Origin of the sequence: Lysinibacillus sp. GJ-1 (genome assembly GCF_021166035.1) — a bacterium.
GTDB classification, from domain to species: Bacteria; Bacillota; Bacilli; order Bacillales_A; family Planococcaceae; genus Lysinibacillus; species Lysinibacillus sphaericus.
Genome location: NZ_CP088912.1, coordinates 3,522,574 through 3,540,783, shown reverse-complemented (window position 1 = coordinate 3,540,783; position 18,210 = coordinate 3,522,574). Strand labels below are relative to the sequence as shown.

The following is an 18,210-nucleotide window of genomic DNA, read 5'->3' as shown; positions in this document are numbered from 1 at the left end:
TCGTAAAAAATGAGTTTTATAATGAACCTAGTATTAAGGAGGAAGTTATGATGAAAAGACAGGATTTAATTGCACCAGAATGGTATAACATTGTGGAGGAAATTGAAAAGTATGCTCAAGATCCATCTAAAAATGCATTAATAGTTTATAATGACAACGAAGAAATTCAATATATTACATACGCAAATTTACTGGAAAAGGCGAATCAGGCTGCCCATGTATTTACTTCGCAGGGTTTAACGAAGGGCGATGTGCTATTAGTGATGGTTCCAAGATCTGTCGAAGCTTATATTGTTTACATAGCGGCACTGAAAGCGGGTTTAACTATTATCCCTAGCTCTGAAATGTTACGTACAAAGGATATTGAATATCGTATTACACATGCCAATGCCAAAGGTATTATCGCCTATGAGCCATATATTGAGCAATTTGACGACGTAACAAATTTAAAAGGAATTATGCAATTCGTTATTGGTCACGCGCATGCACCATGGCAACCATTGCTTGAAAAAATGAAGGAACATCCTACAAATTATACAAACCCTACACCGACAAAAAGTACAGATCATGCCTTTTTAGCTTATACAAGTGGGACAACAGGGAATCCTAAGGCAGCTGTTCATACACATAGCTGGGGTTATGCGCATTTACGTACGACAGCACCGAATTGGTTAGGTGTCCAAGAAAATGATATAGTTTGGGCTACTGCCGCACCCGGTTGGCAAAAATGGATTTGGAGTCCGTTTTTAGCAACTTTAGGTAGTGGAGCAACAGCATTTGTCTATAAAGGAAAATTTGATGCTTCGACTTACTTGTCATTGCTAGAAAAATTTAAAGTAAATGTGTTATGTTGTACCCCAACAGAATATCGCTTTATGGCCACACTTAACAATCTACAGGACTATAATTTAAGTGCCATCCGTCAAGCTGTATCAGCGGGTGAGCCGTTAAATAGTGAAGTCGTTAAAGTGTTTTCAAAAACGTTTCATATTCAAGTGCGTGATGGCTATGGCCAAACAGAAAATACATTACTTGTTGGGACACTAGTTGGCATGGATGCTCGCGTCGGCTCTATGGGTAAACCGACACCAGGCAATACAGTCGAAATTATTGATGATTTTGGAAATCCTGTTGCTGATGGCGTTGTTGGAGATATTGCCGTTCATCGTCAAACCCCAGCACTGTTTAAAAAGTATTTCAAGGACCCAGAACGCACTAGCATGCAATTCCGTGGAGATTGGTATATTACAGGTGACCGAGCATACAAAGATGCAGATGGCTATTTTTGGTTTGAGGGACGTGGTGATGATGTCATTATTTCGTCAGGCTATACAATTGGGCCATTTGAAGTGGAAGATGCCTTAATGAAGCATCCTACTGTTAAAGAAGCTGCTGTTGTGGCAAGCCCTGATGAAGTAAGAGGAAATATTGTGAAAGCCTTTATCGTCTTGCGTGAAGGAGTGACAGGTGATGATACGCTTATTCAAAAGCTACAAAACCATGTGAAGCTGATGACAGCACCTTATAAATATCCACGGGCAATTGAATTTGTTGAAGCATTACCAAAGACTGCATCTGGAAAAATCCGTCGTGTCGAATTACGACAACAAGAAAAAGGCCATTACACACACCAATAATTATTTCCTAGGAAATAATGTCGAAAAATCAAAGTTCATGCTTTATGATGAACTTTTGATTTTTTTTGTACATCCCTATTTCGTTTATGGCAAAATAATAGATGTGGGAAAAACTTTTACATAAAAATCACTTAAAAGTGAAACGTTTTGGACATTTAGACGTATAACGTGAAGAGGAGGCGATTAGATGAATACAAAAAGGTGGATAGCCTTAGCAGTTGCAGCTGTATTATTAGTGTTTTCATTAGGACTTAACACAATTATGGCGATTTTTAAATCAGATTTCTTTAGTAATTTTGATAGCGTGATGGCTGGCAAAAATTTAGATGTATACGAAACGATTATTGAAGGTGAAGATCATACTAAACGTATCGCATATTTGAAAGTGGATGGGACGATTCAAGATGTTGGATCGAATACATTATGGCAATCCATTGCTTACGATCATCAGTTTTTCTTAAATCAATTGGATAATATTTTAGCTGATGATACAGTACAGGGGATTGTACTAAGTGTGAATACTCCAGGTGGTGGAGTAAAGGAATCGGCAGAAATTTATAAGAAATTGTTAGAAATTAAAGAAGAGCGTCAAATTCCTATCTACGTGTCGATGGATTCTATGGCAGCGTCGGGTGGTTACTACATTTCAGCACCAGCAGATAAAATTTATGCACATCGTGATACAATAACAGGTTCTATTGGTGTCATTATGCAATCTATTAATTATCAAGAATTAGCCGAAAAAGTTGGCGTGAAATTTGAAACGTTTAAATCAGGGCAACATAAAGATATGCTAAGCCCTACGCGTGAAATTACTGCAGAAGAACGTGCTATGATGCAAGATATGATTAATGAATCTTATGAAGAGTTCGTTGATATTGTTGAAAAAGGACGAAATATGTCTGAAGAGGATGTAAAAAAGGTAGCTGATGGTCGAATTCTTGGCGGTACAAAGGCACTTGAAGCAGGCTTAATTGACGAAATTGGCGATGAGCAAGCAGCAATTGCAGCTTTACGACAAGATTTTGGATTAGAGGATGCAGTTCTTTTCGAATACTCGTATAATCAAGGAGGCTTACCGTCATTAATTGGCATGAAAGTAGGTTCACTATTTGGTCCTTCGGCTGAAGAAAAAATGTTGATGAAAATTATGACGGAATACAAGGCACCAAAAATGATGTATTTATATGGTGAATACTAAGGAGGGCATACCATGACAAACAATGATTTCGTTTTGCAAGGGACACCCTCGATAAGCCAAGAATTGCTAGATAAAACAGTGACGCCTACAGTGATGACAAACTATGAATTGAAGACCGCAGGATTTTGGGTACGTTTTTGGGCATTTGTCCTGGATGGATTAATTATTTCTGCAATAATAGGAATTGCTGTTAATCCAATATTTTACTTAATGGACTGGTCATTATCAGAATCAGTGTGGTATGCACCTATTTCAATTATTTCAGCTGTTCTTTATTATTGTTACTTTGTTTTGATGACGAAATTTTTCGGGCAAACTTTAGGGAAAATGGCATTGGGGTTACGTGTAGTATCGCTGAAACATGATAAACTCCAATGGTCAGATGTGCTGTTCAGAGAATGGATTGGTCGCTTAATCAGTAATATCTTTACGCCGCTGTATATTTTAGTTGCGATTTTACCTGACAATCAAGGTATACATGATTATTTTGCGGAGACTACGGTTGTTCATGAAAAAGTGTATATAGCAAAAGAATCTGTGCAAGCAACAGTACAAACGCCAGCAACTATTCAGGAAACTGCTAAAGAGCCTGAAAACTTGGAGGAGAAGCCTGAGGAATAATCAGCAGGCAAAACATCACTTTGAGTGACTTGACAAAGAGATGTAAATTTTTGATATGTAAAATGTTAGATGATTACAGTCATCTAACATTTTTTTGTAATTATCTTCAAAAATGTGTGTGAACAGTGTAAATAGGAGTGGTAGCTGACAAGCCATCACAATAATTGCATGAAGATAAGTTGTCCTAGTTGCAATTATTTCCCTACATTTAGTAAGATTATGTACATATGATGATTAGGAGGCGTTAACATGGCACAAATTACATTTAAAAAGGGTCCAGTAACACTAATAGGTAATGAAGTAAAGGTTGGAGACCAAGCACCGGATTTCACAGTATTAGCAAATGATTTATCACCTGTTTCTTTAAAAGATTCAGAAGGTAAAATTCGCTTGTTTAGCGTAGTCCCATCATTAGATACAGGTGTATGTGATGCACAAACGCGCCGTTTTAATGAGGAAGCTGCAAATTTAGGCGATGATGTAGTAATTTATACAGTATCAGTTGACCTGCCATTTGCACAAAAACGTTGGTGCGGAGCTGCAGGAATTGATGCTGTTCAAACAGTTTCAGATCATCGCGACCTGTCATTTGGTGAAGCATATGGCGTATATATTAAAGAATTACGCCTTCTAGCACGTGCTGTTTTTGTGGTAGATGCAACTGGCAAAGTGACTTATGTCGAGTATGTACCTGAAGCTACAGATCATCCAAACTATGAAGCAGCAATTGCAGCAGTGAAAGCACTAGCATAATTTGCTTCTTTTAGGCTAAGATAATACTAGACAAAAGGGCTGTGACAGGTTTTGTCACGGCTCTTTTCTGCGTGAAAGGAAGTTGTGTATGGAAAAAATTGAAAAACTATTTGGGATGCTGAATGAGCATGCAGAAAAAATAGAAAAAGAGCAAGATGCGACATTGCTTGAAGGTGTGCTTGATGGGCTAGAAGCATGGCTTGATGGAGAAGTAGATTTCTCCCAACAAGGAGCAACGAAAGAAGATGTGCGTAAATCTATTCAAATTGCGATTTTAAAAGGGATGCGTAAAGGTTCCCAGCCAAATCATCAAATGACGCCAGATACGCTTGGTTTATTAGTTGGTTATTTTGTTGAACAAATTTTTGCGGATCGATTAGAGAAAGAAAAGCTGACAATCATGGACCCAGCAGTGGGAACAGGTAATTTATTGTTAACAGTTATGAATTTACTTGATGGAAAATTAGAAGCATCAGGCGTGGAGGTAGATGAATTACTGATCCAATTAGCTGCAGCAACAGCAGATTTAACAGAGCAACCAGTTTCTTTATATCGCCAAGATGCGTTGCAAGACTTATTGGTGGATCCTGTAGATGCGATTGTTTGTGATTTACCAGTCGGATACTATCCGAATGAGGAAGTAGCACTAGATTATGAGCTTTGTGCTTCTGAAGGCATGAGCTATGCTCATCATTTATTTATTGAGCAGTCTATCAATTATACGAAAGACGGAGGCTATTTATTTTTCTTAGCGCCAACACATCTTTTTGAATCAGAACAGTCGAAACAACTGCATAAGTACATCCAAAAGCATGCTTGGATTCAAGCGATTATTCAATTGCCAGAAACAATGTTTGCCAATAAAGCACTTGAAAAAAGTATTGTGATTTTACAAAAGCAAGGGGAAGCTTTTAAAGCCCCGAAAGAAGTATTATTGGCAAAAGTACCAAATATGCAAAATAAACAAGCGCTTGCACTGTTTTTTGAGAAAGTGAAGATGTGGCAAGAAGGAAAATAAAATAATAAAAAAGGTATCCGAATTAGGATACCTTTTTATGTATTGCGATTAAGCTTCTGGTGTACGGATAACAAGTACGTCACAATTTGCAGAACGTACGATTGCTTCAGATACTGAACCGATTAGGAAGCGTTCTACTGCATTTAAACCAGTAGCGCCACAGATAATTAAATCTGCATCAACGATTTTAGAAAGCTCTTTTGTAATAATATTTTTAGGAGATCCATACTCGATTACAAGGTTTACGTTTGTTAAGCCTTCTTCTTCAGCTTGTTTTTTGTAACCATTTAATAATTCTTCAGAGAAAGCTTGTGCACGCTCTGCAATGGAACGGTCATATGCTTCAATAGCAGCGAATGAACGTGTATCAATAACATTTACTAGGTTTAAAACAGCACCTTCGTTACGTTTAGCAACGTCGATTGATTTACGAAAAGCGTACTCTGCCTCTTTAGAACCGTCTACTGCAACTACAATGCTTTTATAATGATTAGCCATTTGTATTACCTCCCTATTTGTATAATGATATTATATCAAATGATTTTCTAAAGGAAATACTTTCCGAAGAAAATTTGTGAAAAAGTGAAGGCATTTACTGTACAATGACTCGTATATCTTTAATAGTCTTACTATTTGATATTTTATAAATATTGTAAATTTAATTAGTATTTGCTTTAATTAAAGCATTTTTTGCACATGTTTGGTAAGATGGAAATGCAAGGGGTGCATCATTTACGATGAAACGTATTTTGATGAAAATTGCTTAGTTCATAGGTTATGAAAGGGGATTGGAAATATGAAGATTGGTATTCCAAAGGAAATTAAAAACAACGAAAATCGCGTAGCAATGACACCAGCAGGAGTTGTATCCTTAACGCATGCTGGGCACGAAGTGTATATTGAAACAGGAGCTGGTATCGGTTCAAGTTTTACAGATGCAGATTACGTAGCAGCAGGTGCACATATCGTTGCATCGGCAAAAGAAGCGTGGGCTCAAGAAATGATTTTAAAAGTAAAAGAACCCGTAGCATCGGAATACGATTACTTTTATGAGGGACAAATCTTATTTACCTACTTGCACTTAGCGCCAGAGCGTGAATTAACGCAGGCATTAATAGATAAAAAAGTTGTAGGTATTGCCTATGAAACGGTTCAACTTGCAAATGGTTCACTACCTTTATTAACACCAATGAGTGAAGTAGCTGGTAAAATGGCAACACAAATTGGTGCGCAATATTTAGAGAAAAATCACGGTGGTAAAGGGATTTTACTAGGCGGTGTATCAGGTGTACAACGCGGTAAAGTAACAGTAATTGGTGGCGGAATCGCCGGAACAAACGCTGCGAAAATCGCAGTTGGTATGGGAGCAGACGTAACAGTTATTGATTTAAGTCCAGAACGTCTACGTCAATTAGAAGATATGTTTGGTCGCGATGTTCAAACATTAATGTCTAACCCGTATAATATTGCAGAATCTGTGAAACACTCAGATTTAGTTGTCGGTGCTGTTCTAATTCCTGGTGCAAAGGCTCCAAAGTTAGTTTCGGAAGAAATGATTCAATCGATGCAACCAGGTTCTGTTGTTGTGGATATTGCGATTGACCAAGGTGGAATTTTTGCGACATCTGATCGTGTTACAACACATGATGATCCAACGTATGTTAAACATGGGGTAGTCCACTATGCTGTTGCCAATATGCCAGGGGCTGTGCCACGTACTTCAACGATTGCTTTAACAAATAATACAATTCCATATGCGTTGCAAATTGCCAATAAAGGCTATAAGCAAGCATGTATTGACAATCCTGCATTGAAAAAAGGTGTGAATGCATTAGAGGGGCATATTACTTATAAAGCGGTAGCAGAAGCACAAGGCTTGCCATATGTGAATGTGGATGAATTAATCCAATAATAATGAATAACTAAAATTAATATATCCTGTGGTTGCTATTCGTTACGTATGAATACATCTGAACCATGAAATGCCAAAAGAAGGACAGAAATATCCATTTATGTTGGATTAGCAATTCTTCCTTTTACAATAAATAAAAATATTGAAGCTAGCATTAGTTGTTGACGTAGGCGCTGACTCCTGCTCAGAACAAACATCATGTAAGACGCGGGCATTCCGAGCAGAAAGCATCGCCATAACGGACAACAAACGATAAAGAAAAAGTGTTAGATTGACTTTAGTCAATCTAACACTTTTTCTCTTTTGTGACTGTAAAAGAATCCAGAGAAACTGTGCTATCTTCTACATCGTATTTCCAACTGTAAAATACCTTGTCTTACAGTACGATTAAGTCTTTAGGGAATTTTGTTAATACTTCCACACCATCTTTTGTAACCACGACATCATCCTCAATACGGACACCTGTCACATCAGATTTGTAAACACCAGGTTCGATTGTGAATACCATGCCTTCTTCCATCATCATGTCATTTGTTCCTGTAATAGATGGGAATTCATGAACGGAAATGCCAAGCCCATGGCCAAGTCGATGTGTGAAATATTCACCAAATCCTGCGTCTGTAATAGTATCGCGCGCAATTTTATCTAAATCCATTGCACGTACGCCAGGCTTTACAGCTGCAATGGCATTGGTATTAGCCGCTAATACAGCATTATAGATTGCCTTTTGTGGAGCAGATGGTTCACCAAAAGCTACTGTACGTGTAATATCAGAGCAATAACCATCGTAAATTACCCCTAAATCAAATAACACCATATCGCCTTTTTCGATTTTACGTGAACCAGGTTTACCATGTGGTGAAGCCGATTTTGGTCCACTTAATACCATTGTTTCAAAGGACATTTTACAGCCTTTTTCTTGAATAGCACTTTCAATAGCAGTTAAAATCTCCATTTCAGTTTTACCTTCAGCAATTTCTTTGCAACCTACTTCAATCGCATAATCGGCAAGTTGAGCCGCTTTGCGTAACTTATTTAACTCATTTTCATCTTTAATCACACGCATTGCATTAATTTTTTCATCAAGGCGTACGAATTGAGCTTGTGGAAATGATTGTTGTAAAGCTTCTAAACGTTCTACGATAAGCTGTGCTTTTTCAATCGCAAATGTTGATGGATTTACATTGCGCTTATGAATCGCTTGTGCAAGAACATCCATAGCATTATCTGTATCTTGATGACCGATTACTTCATATGACCAGCCGGCAGCTTGTGCATCTGGAATTTCCATTTGTGGACAAATTAAAAAAGGTTCTGCTTCTTTAAAAATCATCACACCTAGTAATCGTTCGTGGGGATTACTTTTAAAACCTGATACGTAATAGACATTATCGGGAGTCGTTACGAATGCGGCATCAATTTGATTTTTTTGTAAATAGTTTTGGATTTCTTGTACTTTTGACATCATCCATTTCCTCCTCATATTGCACCTAGTTTTTTTCGATGTTAATTTAAAACATCATCTTTCAAGTGGCTTCATTTTTAGGTATAAGCAATGCAATGCTTACGTTTATTTGGAGCACCCGCAGCGCGGTTATAACAAAAAATGATTTAGCACGATGGTTCTTTTCTCGGCATATACATGTCAAAGGAAAAGCTAGCACTATAGCACTTTTCATATCCTGTACAAGCATATCAAAAAAAGGGAAAAAGCGCATGGATAGCGAATTAAAAGATGGAGCAAATATTATGGTATTGGGAGGAACGTTTTTATGCAAATTAGTTATCATGGTCATTCTGTCGTTAAAATTCAGACAAATGATAAAACAATTTTAATTGACCCCTTCATTAATGGAAATAGCCAAACCGATTTGAAGGTTACAGATGAGGCGCCGGATATTATTTTACTTACACATGGGCATAATGATCATGTAGGGGATACGGTGGAACTTGCTAAGAAAAAGGACGCGCTAGTTATTGCACCAAATGAATTAGCAAACTGGATTTCATGGCAGGGTGTGAAAGCGCATCCAATGCATATTGGTGGAGCAAAACAGTTCGATTTTGGGAAGGTGAAGTTTACACAGGCTTTCCACGGCTCCTCTTATATAACAGAAAACAATGAAATCATTTACATGGGAATGCCTGCCGGTGTGCTATTATTTATCGAGGGATTAACGATTTATCATGCGGGGGATACAGCACTATTTAGCGATATGAAATTAATTGGTGAACGTCATCCAATTGATATAGCGTTTATACCAATTGGAGATAACTTTACGATGGGCTCTGAAGATGCTGCATGTGCTGTAGAATTTTTAAAACCAAAAATTGTTGTACCGATACATTATAATACATTCCCTCCGATTGAGCAGGATCCGCAAATTTTTGCAAATTTAGTGCAAAATGCAGAGGTTCAAATTTTAAAAGCTGGTGAAAAAGTAAACTGTTCCTAATCATTTAAGGTGCTGTACTATAATAATTGACACCACGTGCGTAGTTGAAATAATAGGAAACGTTAAACATTTTACACCTTTATACTCAATATTTTCGCAAAAAATATGGTACACTAAGAACAGAATTCATTGCTTGAGAAATAGGTGATATTTTGTCAACAAAACATGAGAAGATTTTACAATACATCGAGTCACTACCCGTGGGCGATAAAATTTCAGTACGACAAATTGCAAAAGAAATGCAAGTTAGTGAGGGAACGGCTTACCGCGCTATAAAAGAAGCGGAAAATCGTCGCTTAGTAAGTTCTATTGAGCGTGTCGGAACAATTCGTATTGAAAAGAAAAAGAAAGAAAACATCGAACGGTTAACATTTGCCGAAATTGTTAATATTGTAGATGGCAAAGTATTAGGTGGTAAAACAGGTCTACATAAAACATTAACAAAATTTGTAATAGGTGCGATGCAATTAGAAGATATGATGCGTTATACAGATGCTGGTAGCTTACTTATCGTCGGAAACCGTATAAAAGCGCACGAAAATGCGCTACGTGCAGGTGCTGCTGTATTAATTACCGGTGGCTTTGACACAACAGATGACAATAAGCAACTTGCCGATGCACTGGATTTACCGATTATTTCTACTAGCTACGATACTTTTACTGTTGCCACGATGATTAACCGTGCTATTTATGACCAGTTAATTAAAAAAGATATTTTATTTATTGAGGATATCTATGTACCAATGGTTGAGACATCTGTGTTACGCAATGATGAAACGATTCATCATTTCCACAAGTTGAATGAGCGTACAACACATGGTGCATTCCCAGTAGTAACTGCCAACAATAAATTGGTCGGAATGATCACTGTTAAAGACGTTATTGGTAGGGAAGAAGACGAGCTGATTGAAAAGGTTATGACGAAAAATCCAATCGCTGGTTCAATGAAAATGAGCGTCGCGTCTGCAGGGCACCGCATGATTTGGGAAGGAATCGATTTACTACCAATTGTCAATGACGATAATGTTCTACAAGGTGTAATTAGTCGTCAAGATGTGCTGAAAGCATTGCAACTTGCACAAAGACAGCCTCAGCACGGTGAAACAATTGATGATTTAGTAAAGAATGAGATGAAAGTGCTAGGCGATGAAGATTTAATCGTTGAGTTTAAAGTGACACCGCAAATGACAAACCAATATGGGGCTATTTCTTACGGAGCATTTACAACTTTACTAGCCGAAGTTGGGTCATTTGCATTAAAGCGTCGAAAACGTGGCGATGCAGTGGCAGAAAACATGACGATTTATTTCATTAAGCCTGTTCAAATGGAGAGCACACTTACTGTTAAGCCCCGCATTTTAGATATGAGTCGGAAGTTTGTTAAGATGGACTTCGAAGTATTTAATGAGCAAATGCTTGTCGGTAAGGCAATGATGATGTTCCAGCTATTGGAGCGTTAAGTACACAAAAAGGGATACTCTAGTGCAAATACTAGGTCATCCCTTTAATCGTTATGTTCAATGATATGTGCCCTGCAATTAGAAATTATCGGTTGATACGATATTCTTCATCTACAAATTGACCATAGTGGCGAGCTTTTTTAATATTTTCTACAATAACAAAGATGCCTAATATCACAAGAATTGCTACAATGATAAATGTAAACATTCCAGGGAATAAGTAAGCTTGGTTTAAAGAAAATGCAAGAATAAAGGAACCGAAGCCTATATTCGCCTTACTTTTGTACCAATTTTTAGCAATAGGTAATGGAGAACGGAACTGTTTTGTTTTAAAATAAAAATAAAAGACAAATGATATGATAATTGCGAAGACAAAAATTAAATTGAGCATAGTAAACCTCCTAGCATAACTAGACATTATTGTAACGATTATTGAAGAAAAATGCTAACGGTTATTACTATCATTTTGGGGGAAATCATTTTGAAAAGACAAATCATCGACACAATTGCTGCATATGAGACAATCGTTATACATCGCCATGTGCGTCCGGATCCGGATGCGTACGGATCACAATTAGGGTTAAAAGAATTGATTTTAGCCAATTATCCTGATAAAAAAGTGTACGCTGTAGGCCAGCACGATACGTCTTTGTCGTTTTTAGCAGAGCCCGATCAAATTGAGGATGCTGTTTATGAAAATGCTTTAGTTATTGTGACAGATACAGCGAATACGGAGCGTATTGATGATCAACGCTATACAAAAGGTAAGATGGTTGTAAAAATTGATCATCATCCGAATGATGACCAATACGGAGATTTATTGTGGGTAGATACAACAGCAAGTTCGTGCAGTGAAATGATTTACGAGCTTTTTGAAACAGGTAAAGAAACATTGGATTGGCAACTATCGGATGCCTCTGCTAGATTATTATTTGCTGGAATTGTAGGAGATACAGGGCGTTTCCAATTCCCAAGTACGACCGTAAAAACATTTAGAGTGGCAGCAGAGCTCATTACATATCATTTTGATCGAAATCAAATTTTCGATGGGATGTATGAAATGGAACAAAAACTGTTAACTTTACAAGGTTATATTTATCAAAACTTCATAATGGATGAACATGGAGCGGCGTATGTTAAACTGACTAAGGAATTACTTGCAGAATTTAACGTTGTGCCATCAGAGGCATCTTTATTAGTCGGTTGTTTAGGCAGTGTAAAGGGAATTTGTGCTTGGGTTATTTTCATAGAAGAGGAAGACCAAATTCGAGTTCGTCTCCGTTCTAAAGGTCCGATTATTAACACATTAGCAAAAGAATTTAATGGTGGGGGACACCCTCTTGCTTCAGGGGCAACCGCCTATTCATGGCAAGAAGCAGAGCGTGTCACTGCACGTTTACAAGAAATTTGTCAATCATATCATTCATAATTGAAAGGCGGGGATTCTTTTGACACATGTATATACACAAATGCATACGAGCGCGGATTTATTGCAAAGCACGATTCGGCTTGAACAATTGATCCCTTTTTTACAAGAGCAAAATACGCATACATGTGCAATTGTCAATTCGAAATTGTACGGGCTTTTGCCTTTTTGTCAAGCGATGCAGCAAGCAAATATTCATGCGGTAATAGGGCTTACAATAAAGGTCCAGTGGGATGAAAAAACAATTCCGCTTGTGCTGTATGCGCAAACACAGGAAGGTTATCAGCATCTACTAAAGATTAGTAGTGCTGTTTCTATTCGACAAGACGAGGTATTGCCTTGGAAATGGCTTGAAGGCTATGCGGCAGGATGTATAGCGCTACTGTCGACGGTTGAAATAGCCGATAGAGCAGAGTGGCAAGCAATGACAAGTGCGCTACAGCAAGTGTTTGGAAAACGTCTATATGTAGGGATCGCAAGACCAGGAGGAATAAGAGCAGACAATGAAGCGATGATTGCGCAGTGGTGTGAAGCCGAAAATATTGCCATTGTAGCCACGCAACGTTGCTATTTTTTACGACCAGAAGACCATTTTGCTTATGAAGTGGCTAGAGCAATCGATACAGGGGAAAAGCTTCAAAACACGATGCTAACAGCGCATTTAGAACACTATTTTGTACCAACAGAGGAACAGTGGAAAGGTTGGTTTGGAGATCGTTTAGAATGGCTTGAAGCAAGTGCCAGCATGCTTGCTAGCTGTGTTGCAAAAATTCCAGAAACGCATGTTCAAATGCCTACATTCCCTGTACAAGAGGGAGAAACAGCCGAAGACTTGCTTGTCAAAGAGGCATTTTTAGGCTTAGCTGCACGTTTGAAGGTGGCTGAGCTACCTGTAGCATATCGAGAGCGACTCCAATATGAGCTTGGAATCATCTGTTCAATGGGCTATGCTGATTATTTTTTAATTGTTGCAGATTTTATGCATTTTGCCAAAGAACAGCGTATTTTAACTGGGCCAGGTCGTGGATCTTCCGCAAGTTCACTCGTTGCTTTTAGTCTCTCTATAACACAGGTCGACCCACTCGCCTATGGTTTATTATTTGAACGCTTTTTAAATCCTGAGCGTGTTACACTGCCAGATATCGATATTGACTTTGTGGACAGTAAACGACATCAAGTCATTCAATACGTCGTACAAAAATACGGCAAGGCTAATGTTGCACAAATTATTACTTTTGGTACTTTGTCTGCGAAAGCAGTAGCAAGAGATGTGGCGCGTGTTTTTGGGTTTGAGGCTGAAGTGATGGAAAAAATATCGAAAATGATCCCCAATAAACCAGGGATGACATTGCACAGAGCGGTGGCAGAATCACCAAACTTTCAAACTTGGTTAGCGGAAAATGATTACCATCAACGTTGGTATGAAGTGGCATTAAAACTAGAAGGCTTGCCGAGAAATTCTTCTACCCATGCAGCGGGTGTTGTGTTAGCACCGACACCTTTAGTGAATACAATTCCAATAGAAGATGGTCATGATGGTGTGTATATTACGCAGTGGCCGATGGGGGATGTGGAGGCGCGTGGGCTTGTAAAGATGGACTTTTTAGGGTTGCGCAATTTAACAATTTTAGAGCAAGTACGTTGGTCTATTTATAAAACTGGAGGGCCATGGATAGAATTTGACCTTATTCCAATGCATGACGAGCTGACGTTCCAGTTGCTTCAAAAGGGTGATACAGTTGGTATTTTTCAGCTAGAATCGGAAGGGATGAAACAAGCATTACGTGATATTCATCCGACCCATTTTTTGGATATTGTAGCTGTCAATGCACTTTACCGTCCAGGCCTAATGGAATTTATCCCTGTGTACGCTAGACGGAAAGTAGGCAAGGAACAAGTAACGATGCCCCATCCGTTGCTGGAACCAATTTTACGCGAAACATTTGGTGTTATTGTTTATCAGGAGCAAATCATGCACATTGCTGCAACGATGGCAGGTTTTACAATGGGGCAGGCGGATTTATTGCGTCGTGCGGTGAGTAAGAAAAATCGTGATATTTTAGACGAGCAACAAGCCGCCTTTGTCAATGGGGCATTGAACCAAGGTTTTGATCGACATATTGCAGAAGATGTCTATGCGCTAATTGTCCGCTTTGCAGACTATGGCTTCCCAAAAAGTCATGCTGTTGCCTATAGTGTCATCTCGTATCAAATGGCGTATTTAAAAGCACATTATCCGCAAAGTTTTTATGCTGCTTTATTAACAAATGCAACGGGAAATACGGAAAAAATTCAGCAACTTGTAGCGGAAGCGAAAGATAAAGGAATTCCATTTTATCCACCTTCGCTGTTGCACAGTACAAAATTCTTTTTAGTTGAAAAGGATGGAATTCGCTTTAGTTTATCCGGCGTTAAAGGTGTGCCGCACACGTTTATAGAGAAGGTAATGGCAGTACGCAAAACAAATCCAGCTGCTTTTCATAATTTATTTGATTTGGCAGTCGCTTTAAGTGCACAACATTTCAAACCGAAAGTAATGGAAACTTTAGTTTATGCAGGTGTGCTCGATTATCTAGGTAAGGATCGTGCGGTGCTCGTAGCTACTTTAGAGGCGGCGCTAATGCATGCAGAACTATTGCGTCCAACAGAAGATGTAGATATAGAAACGGCAACTGCGTTTACTTTTGGGAAACCAAAGTATATGCAAGCAGAAGCGATGCCCCAGAAGGAAAAACTCCAGCATGAAAAAGAAAGTCTAGGCTTTTATATATCAGCTCATCCTGTTTCAGAAGTAAGAAATTACTGGGCAGATGTGAATATTACATGTGCAGAACTGAAGCATGCACGTGAGGGAATGTATGTAAAAATGATTGGACTGATTGAAGAAGTAAAAAAAATCCGAACGAAAAAAGGAGAGCAGATGGCTTTTGTCCAACTTCAAGATGAGTTTGGTACAGTATCTGTGACATTATTCCCGCAAGTATTTCAACTCGTACAGGAAATGTTGCTGGAAGATGGGTTACTCTATATTGAAGGCACGCTGGAAAAACGTTTTGGGAAACCACAAGTGAAAGTAAAACATGCACAATCGACTGAAAAATTATGAAATTAAACAAGAATTTAGAAACTGCATAGCATCATATGCAGTTTTTTCTTTACTTTTCAAAAGTTATTTTGTAAGATATAGTCAATGCTAAAAAGTGGTCAGACCACTTTTGATAACGGGAGTTAATCATATGGATAAACAAACCGAACAAAAAAAAGTGTTTTTAGAAATCGTTCAGCAATTGCGTCAACTGATTCGAATGGAAAAAATTCAAGCTGGAGAAAAGCTTCCTTCTGAACGTGTATTATCAGAAAGGTTAGGTGTTGGGCGATCCTCTGTAAGGGAGGCACTGCGCAGTTTAGAGTTACTTGGACTCATCGAGACACGCCATGGTGGAGGTACATTCCTTGCCTTAACACATAAGCATCAGCTTGTAGAAGTACTGTCGATGTTTATATTAGAAGATGAAAAATCAAAAAAAGATGTCGAATTAACGCGACAAATTCATGAAAAGGAAGCAATTCGCGTAATAAGTTGTACAGAGATTCTTCGTACACTACCTGTGTGGGACAGTTTTTTTGTGAAGCTGGAGATTGAAGGAACAGTCAATTGTCGCGATGTGTTACGAGAAATAATCATTACATCAGGCAATCGGCTTTCGCTGAAAATCTGGTTTCAACTTGCAGCTTATGACGGTGACCGTTTAAATCGAAACTCAACGGAAGATGAAAAACTTATCCTTCAAACAATGTTGAAATCGATGCAGCTTGGTTATGAAAAAGAAGCTTTACGAGCTTACGAGCAGTGGATGGGTACTGGTCAAACTTTTTAGACAACAAAGGGGGAGTCAAACATGGCAATACGCGACATATTTAGCGCAAATCGAAAAAAGAAACAGGATGGTCAAGAAAAGGCATTTCCAGAAGGACTCATGACAAAATGTCCAGAATGCCGCCATATCCAGTTAACAAAAGAATTAGAGAAGCATCACAAAGTATGCACGAAATGTGGTCACCATTTTAAAATGACGGCACAGGAGCGTGTAGCAGACTTTTTAGATGAAGGTTCGTTCGTTTCGATGGACGATCATTTACAAACAAGCAATCCACTAAATTTCCCTGCCTATGTAGAGAAAATTAATGCGGATCAACAAAAAACAGGCCTAAATGAAGCGGTATTGACAGGGTTAGGTACACTGGATGGGAAAGAGATCGTCGTTGCCATTATGGATTCGCATTTCCGTATGGGGTCAATGGGCTCTGTTGTTGGAGAAAAGATAACACGCGCTGTTGAAAAAGCAACAGCATTACGTGTACCATTTATTATTTTTACTGCAAGTGGTGGCGCACGAATGCAAGAAGGTGTTTTATCGTTAATGCAAATGGCAAAAACGAGTGTGGCGTTAAAACGTCATAGCGATCAAGGGCTATTATTTATTTCGATTTTAACGCACCCAACGACAGGCGGTGTTTCTGCAAGTTTTGCCTCAGTGGGGGATATTAATATTGCGGAACCTCAAGCACTAATCGGCTTTGCTGGTAGACGTGTAATTGAAGAAACAGTAAGAGAAAAACTACCAAATGATTTCCAAACAGCAGAATTTTTATTAGAACATGGTCAACTAGATGCCATCTTCCATCGCAAAGATTTACGTAAACAAGTGGCTGTGCTTGTAAAAATGCATACGAAGGGTGGCGTACAACATGTCTAAAAATTTAGCCTTTGAAGAACCAGTAGTACAATTACGTGAAAAAATTGATGAATTAAAAACGATTGCAGCCGATGCGGATGTAGATATGACTGGTGAGATTGAAAAGCTGGAAACACGTTTAACGCAATTGGAGCAATCAATCTATGCCAATATGAAGCCGTGGGATCGAGTGCAAGTGGCACGTCATCCAGAACGACCAACAACGTTACAATATATTGAAGCGATGTGCGAAAACTTTATTGAACTACATGGTGATCGTACGTTTGGTGATGATGCCGCGATACTTGGTGGGATTGCTCTTTTTGAAGGACAACCTGTCACTATCATCGGTCATCAACGTGGCAAGTCCACAAAAGAAAATATTCGCCGTAATTTCGGTATGCCACATCCAGAAGGTTATCGTAAGGCGTTACGCTTAATGAAACAAGCTGAAAAGTTTAATCGTCCAATCATTTGTTTTATTGATACAAAAGGTGCTTACCCAGGGAAAGCAGCAGAAGAACGTGGTCAAAGTGAAGCGATTGCTCGTAATCTAGTAGAAATGGCAGGGTTATCAGTACCAGTCATTAGCATTGTTATAGGAGAAGGCGGTAGTGGCGGTGCTTTAGCATTAGGTGTAGCAAACCGTGTATTCATGTTAGAGAACTCTACTTATTCGGTTATTTCTCCAGAAGGTGCGGCTTCAATTCTATGGCGTGATGGTAGTCTTGCAAAGCAGGCGGCTGAGGCAATGCGCATTACCGCACCTGATTTAAAAGAGCTTGGTGTTATTGATGGGATTATTCCTGAAATCACTGGCGGTGCTCATCGCAATGTAGCAAAGCAAGCTATGTATATAAAGGAATGTATTAGTGACACACTAAAAGCATTAAATTCTTTAAATGGTGAGCAACTAATTGAAGACCGCTATGAAAAATTTAAAAAAATTGGACAATATACAGAAGTGTAGACTAAACACATAACAAAGCG

General features: G+C 38.6%; 16 protein-coding genes. 13 read left to right on the top strand and 3 right to left on the bottom strand.

All coding sequences use genetic code 11. From position 1 onward, the window contains the following. The first annotated feature begins 50 nt into the window (after positions 1–50). The 5 genes from mbcS (at position 51) to LO754_RS17495 (ending at position 5,230) form a co-directional block, all read left to right on the top strand. Positions 51–1,637 (top strand): acyl-CoA synthetase MbcS, encoded by a 1,587-nt coding sequence (mbcS, locus tag LO754_RS17515; protein ID WP_231786350.1) that lies wholly within the window; start codon positions 51–53, stop codon positions 1,635–1,637. Between the two features lie 187 nt (positions 1,638–1,824). After that, complete coding sequence (sppA, locus tag LO754_RS17510) at positions 1,825–2,838, top strand: signal peptide peptidase SppA (RefSeq protein WP_231784914.1); 1,014 nt, start codon at positions 1,825–1,827, stop codon at positions 2,836–2,838. A gap of 12 nt (positions 2,839–2,850) precedes the next feature. Continuing rightward, positions 2,851–3,459, top strand: coding sequence for an RDD family protein (locus LO754_RS17505; protein WP_231784913.1), 609 nt, complete (start codon positions 2,851–2,853; stop codon positions 3,457–3,459). A 249-nt stretch (positions 3,460–3,708) separates the two neighbouring features. Next, positions 3,709–4,212 carry a thiol peroxidase gene (tpx, locus tag LO754_RS17500; RefSeq protein WP_024363789.1) on the top strand — a complete coding sequence of 168 codons (504 nt, stop codon included), beginning with the start codon at positions 3,709–3,711 and terminating at the stop codon, positions 4,210–4,212. An 88-nt stretch (positions 4,213–4,300) separates the two neighbouring features. Next, on the top strand, positions 4,301–5,230 hold the full coding sequence (locus tag LO754_RS17495) for a class I SAM-dependent methyltransferase (RefSeq protein ID WP_229387374.1): 930 nt from the start codon (positions 4,301–4,303) through the stop codon (positions 5,228–5,230). Between the two features lie 48 nt (positions 5,231–5,278). Here LO754_RS17495 and LO754_RS17490 read toward each other — a convergent pair whose 3' ends face one another. After that, positions 5,279–5,728 (bottom strand): universal stress protein, encoded by a 450-nt coding sequence (locus LO754_RS17490; protein ID WP_024363791.1) that lies wholly within the window; start codon positions 5,726–5,728, stop codon positions 5,279–5,281. 298 nt (positions 5,729–6,026) lie between these two features. On the opposite strand from LO754_RS17490, the gene ald reads away from it, so the two are divergent. After that, positions 6,027–7,142: an alanine dehydrogenase gene (ald, locus tag LO754_RS17485; protein ID WP_024363792.1), complete on the top strand. Its 1,116-nt coding sequence runs from the start codon at positions 6,027–6,029 to the stop codon at positions 7,140–7,142. 376 nt (positions 7,143–7,518) lie between these two features. Here the strand turns inward: ald and LO754_RS17480 are convergent, their stop codons facing one another. Next, the gene (locus tag LO754_RS17480; protein ID WP_024363793.1) at positions 7,519–8,607 is read right to left on the bottom strand and encodes a M24 family metallopeptidase; all 1,089 of its coding nucleotides are present in this window, start codon (positions 8,605–8,607) and stop codon (positions 7,519–7,521) included. Positions 8,608–8,914: 307 nt separating this feature from the next. Here LO754_RS17480 and LO754_RS17475 point away from each other — a divergent pair, with 307 nt between their 5' ends. Together LO754_RS17475 and LO754_RS17470 are read left to right on the top strand one after the other, a co-directional pair. Continuing rightward, positions 8,915–9,598: a metal-dependent hydrolase gene (locus LO754_RS17475; RefSeq protein ID WP_231784912.1), complete on the top strand. Its 684-nt coding sequence runs from the start codon at positions 8,915–8,917 to the stop codon at positions 9,596–9,598. A gap of 152 nt (positions 9,599–9,750) precedes the next feature. Continuing rightward, on the top strand, positions 9,751–11,058 hold the full coding sequence (locus LO754_RS17470; protein ID WP_231784911.1) for a DRTGG domain-containing protein: 1,308 nt from the start codon (positions 9,751–9,753) through the stop codon (positions 11,056–11,058). Positions 11,059–11,143: 85 nt separating this feature from the next. Here the strand turns inward: LO754_RS17470 and LO754_RS17465 are convergent, their stop codons facing one another. Beyond that, positions 11,144–11,449, bottom strand: coding sequence for a YtpI family protein (locus tag LO754_RS17465; protein ID WP_024363796.1), 306 nt, complete (start codon positions 11,447–11,449; stop codon positions 11,144–11,146). Positions 11,450–11,539: 90 nt separating this feature from the next. On the opposite strand from LO754_RS17465, the gene LO754_RS17460 reads away from it, so the two are divergent. From LO754_RS17460 to LO754_RS17440, 5 genes are all read left to right on the top strand, one after another. Beyond that, positions 11,540–12,487 carry a DHH family phosphoesterase gene (locus tag LO754_RS17460; RefSeq protein ID WP_024363797.1) on the top strand — a complete coding sequence of 316 codons (948 nt, stop codon included), beginning with the start codon at positions 11,540–11,542 and terminating at the stop codon, positions 12,485–12,487. Positions 12,488–12,506: 19 nt separating this feature from the next. Then, positions 12,507–15,590, top strand: a complete 3,084-nt coding sequence (gene dnaE, locus LO754_RS17455; protein ID WP_231784910.1) for a DNA polymerase III subunit alpha — start codon at positions 12,507–12,509, stop codon at positions 15,588–15,590. A 130-nt stretch (positions 15,591–15,720) separates the two neighbouring features. Then, positions 15,721–16,362, top strand: coding sequence for a FadR/GntR family transcriptional regulator (locus LO754_RS17450; RefSeq protein WP_024363799.1), 642 nt, complete (start codon positions 15,721–15,723; stop codon positions 16,360–16,362). 21 nt (positions 16,363–16,383) lie between these two features. Further along, positions 16,384–17,241: an acetyl-CoA carboxylase, carboxyltransferase subunit beta gene (gene accD, locus LO754_RS17445; RefSeq protein ID WP_231784909.1), complete on the top strand. Its 858-nt coding sequence runs from the start codon at positions 16,384–16,386 to the stop codon at positions 17,239–17,241. Beyond that, positions 17,234–18,190 (top strand): acetyl-CoA carboxylase carboxyltransferase subunit alpha, encoded by a 957-nt coding sequence (locus LO754_RS17440; RefSeq protein ID WP_024363801.1) that lies wholly within the window; start codon positions 17,234–17,236, stop codon positions 18,188–18,190. Before accD ends, LO754_RS17440 begins: the two co-directional genes overlap by 8 nt. Positions 18,191–18,210: the final 20 nt, after the last annotated feature.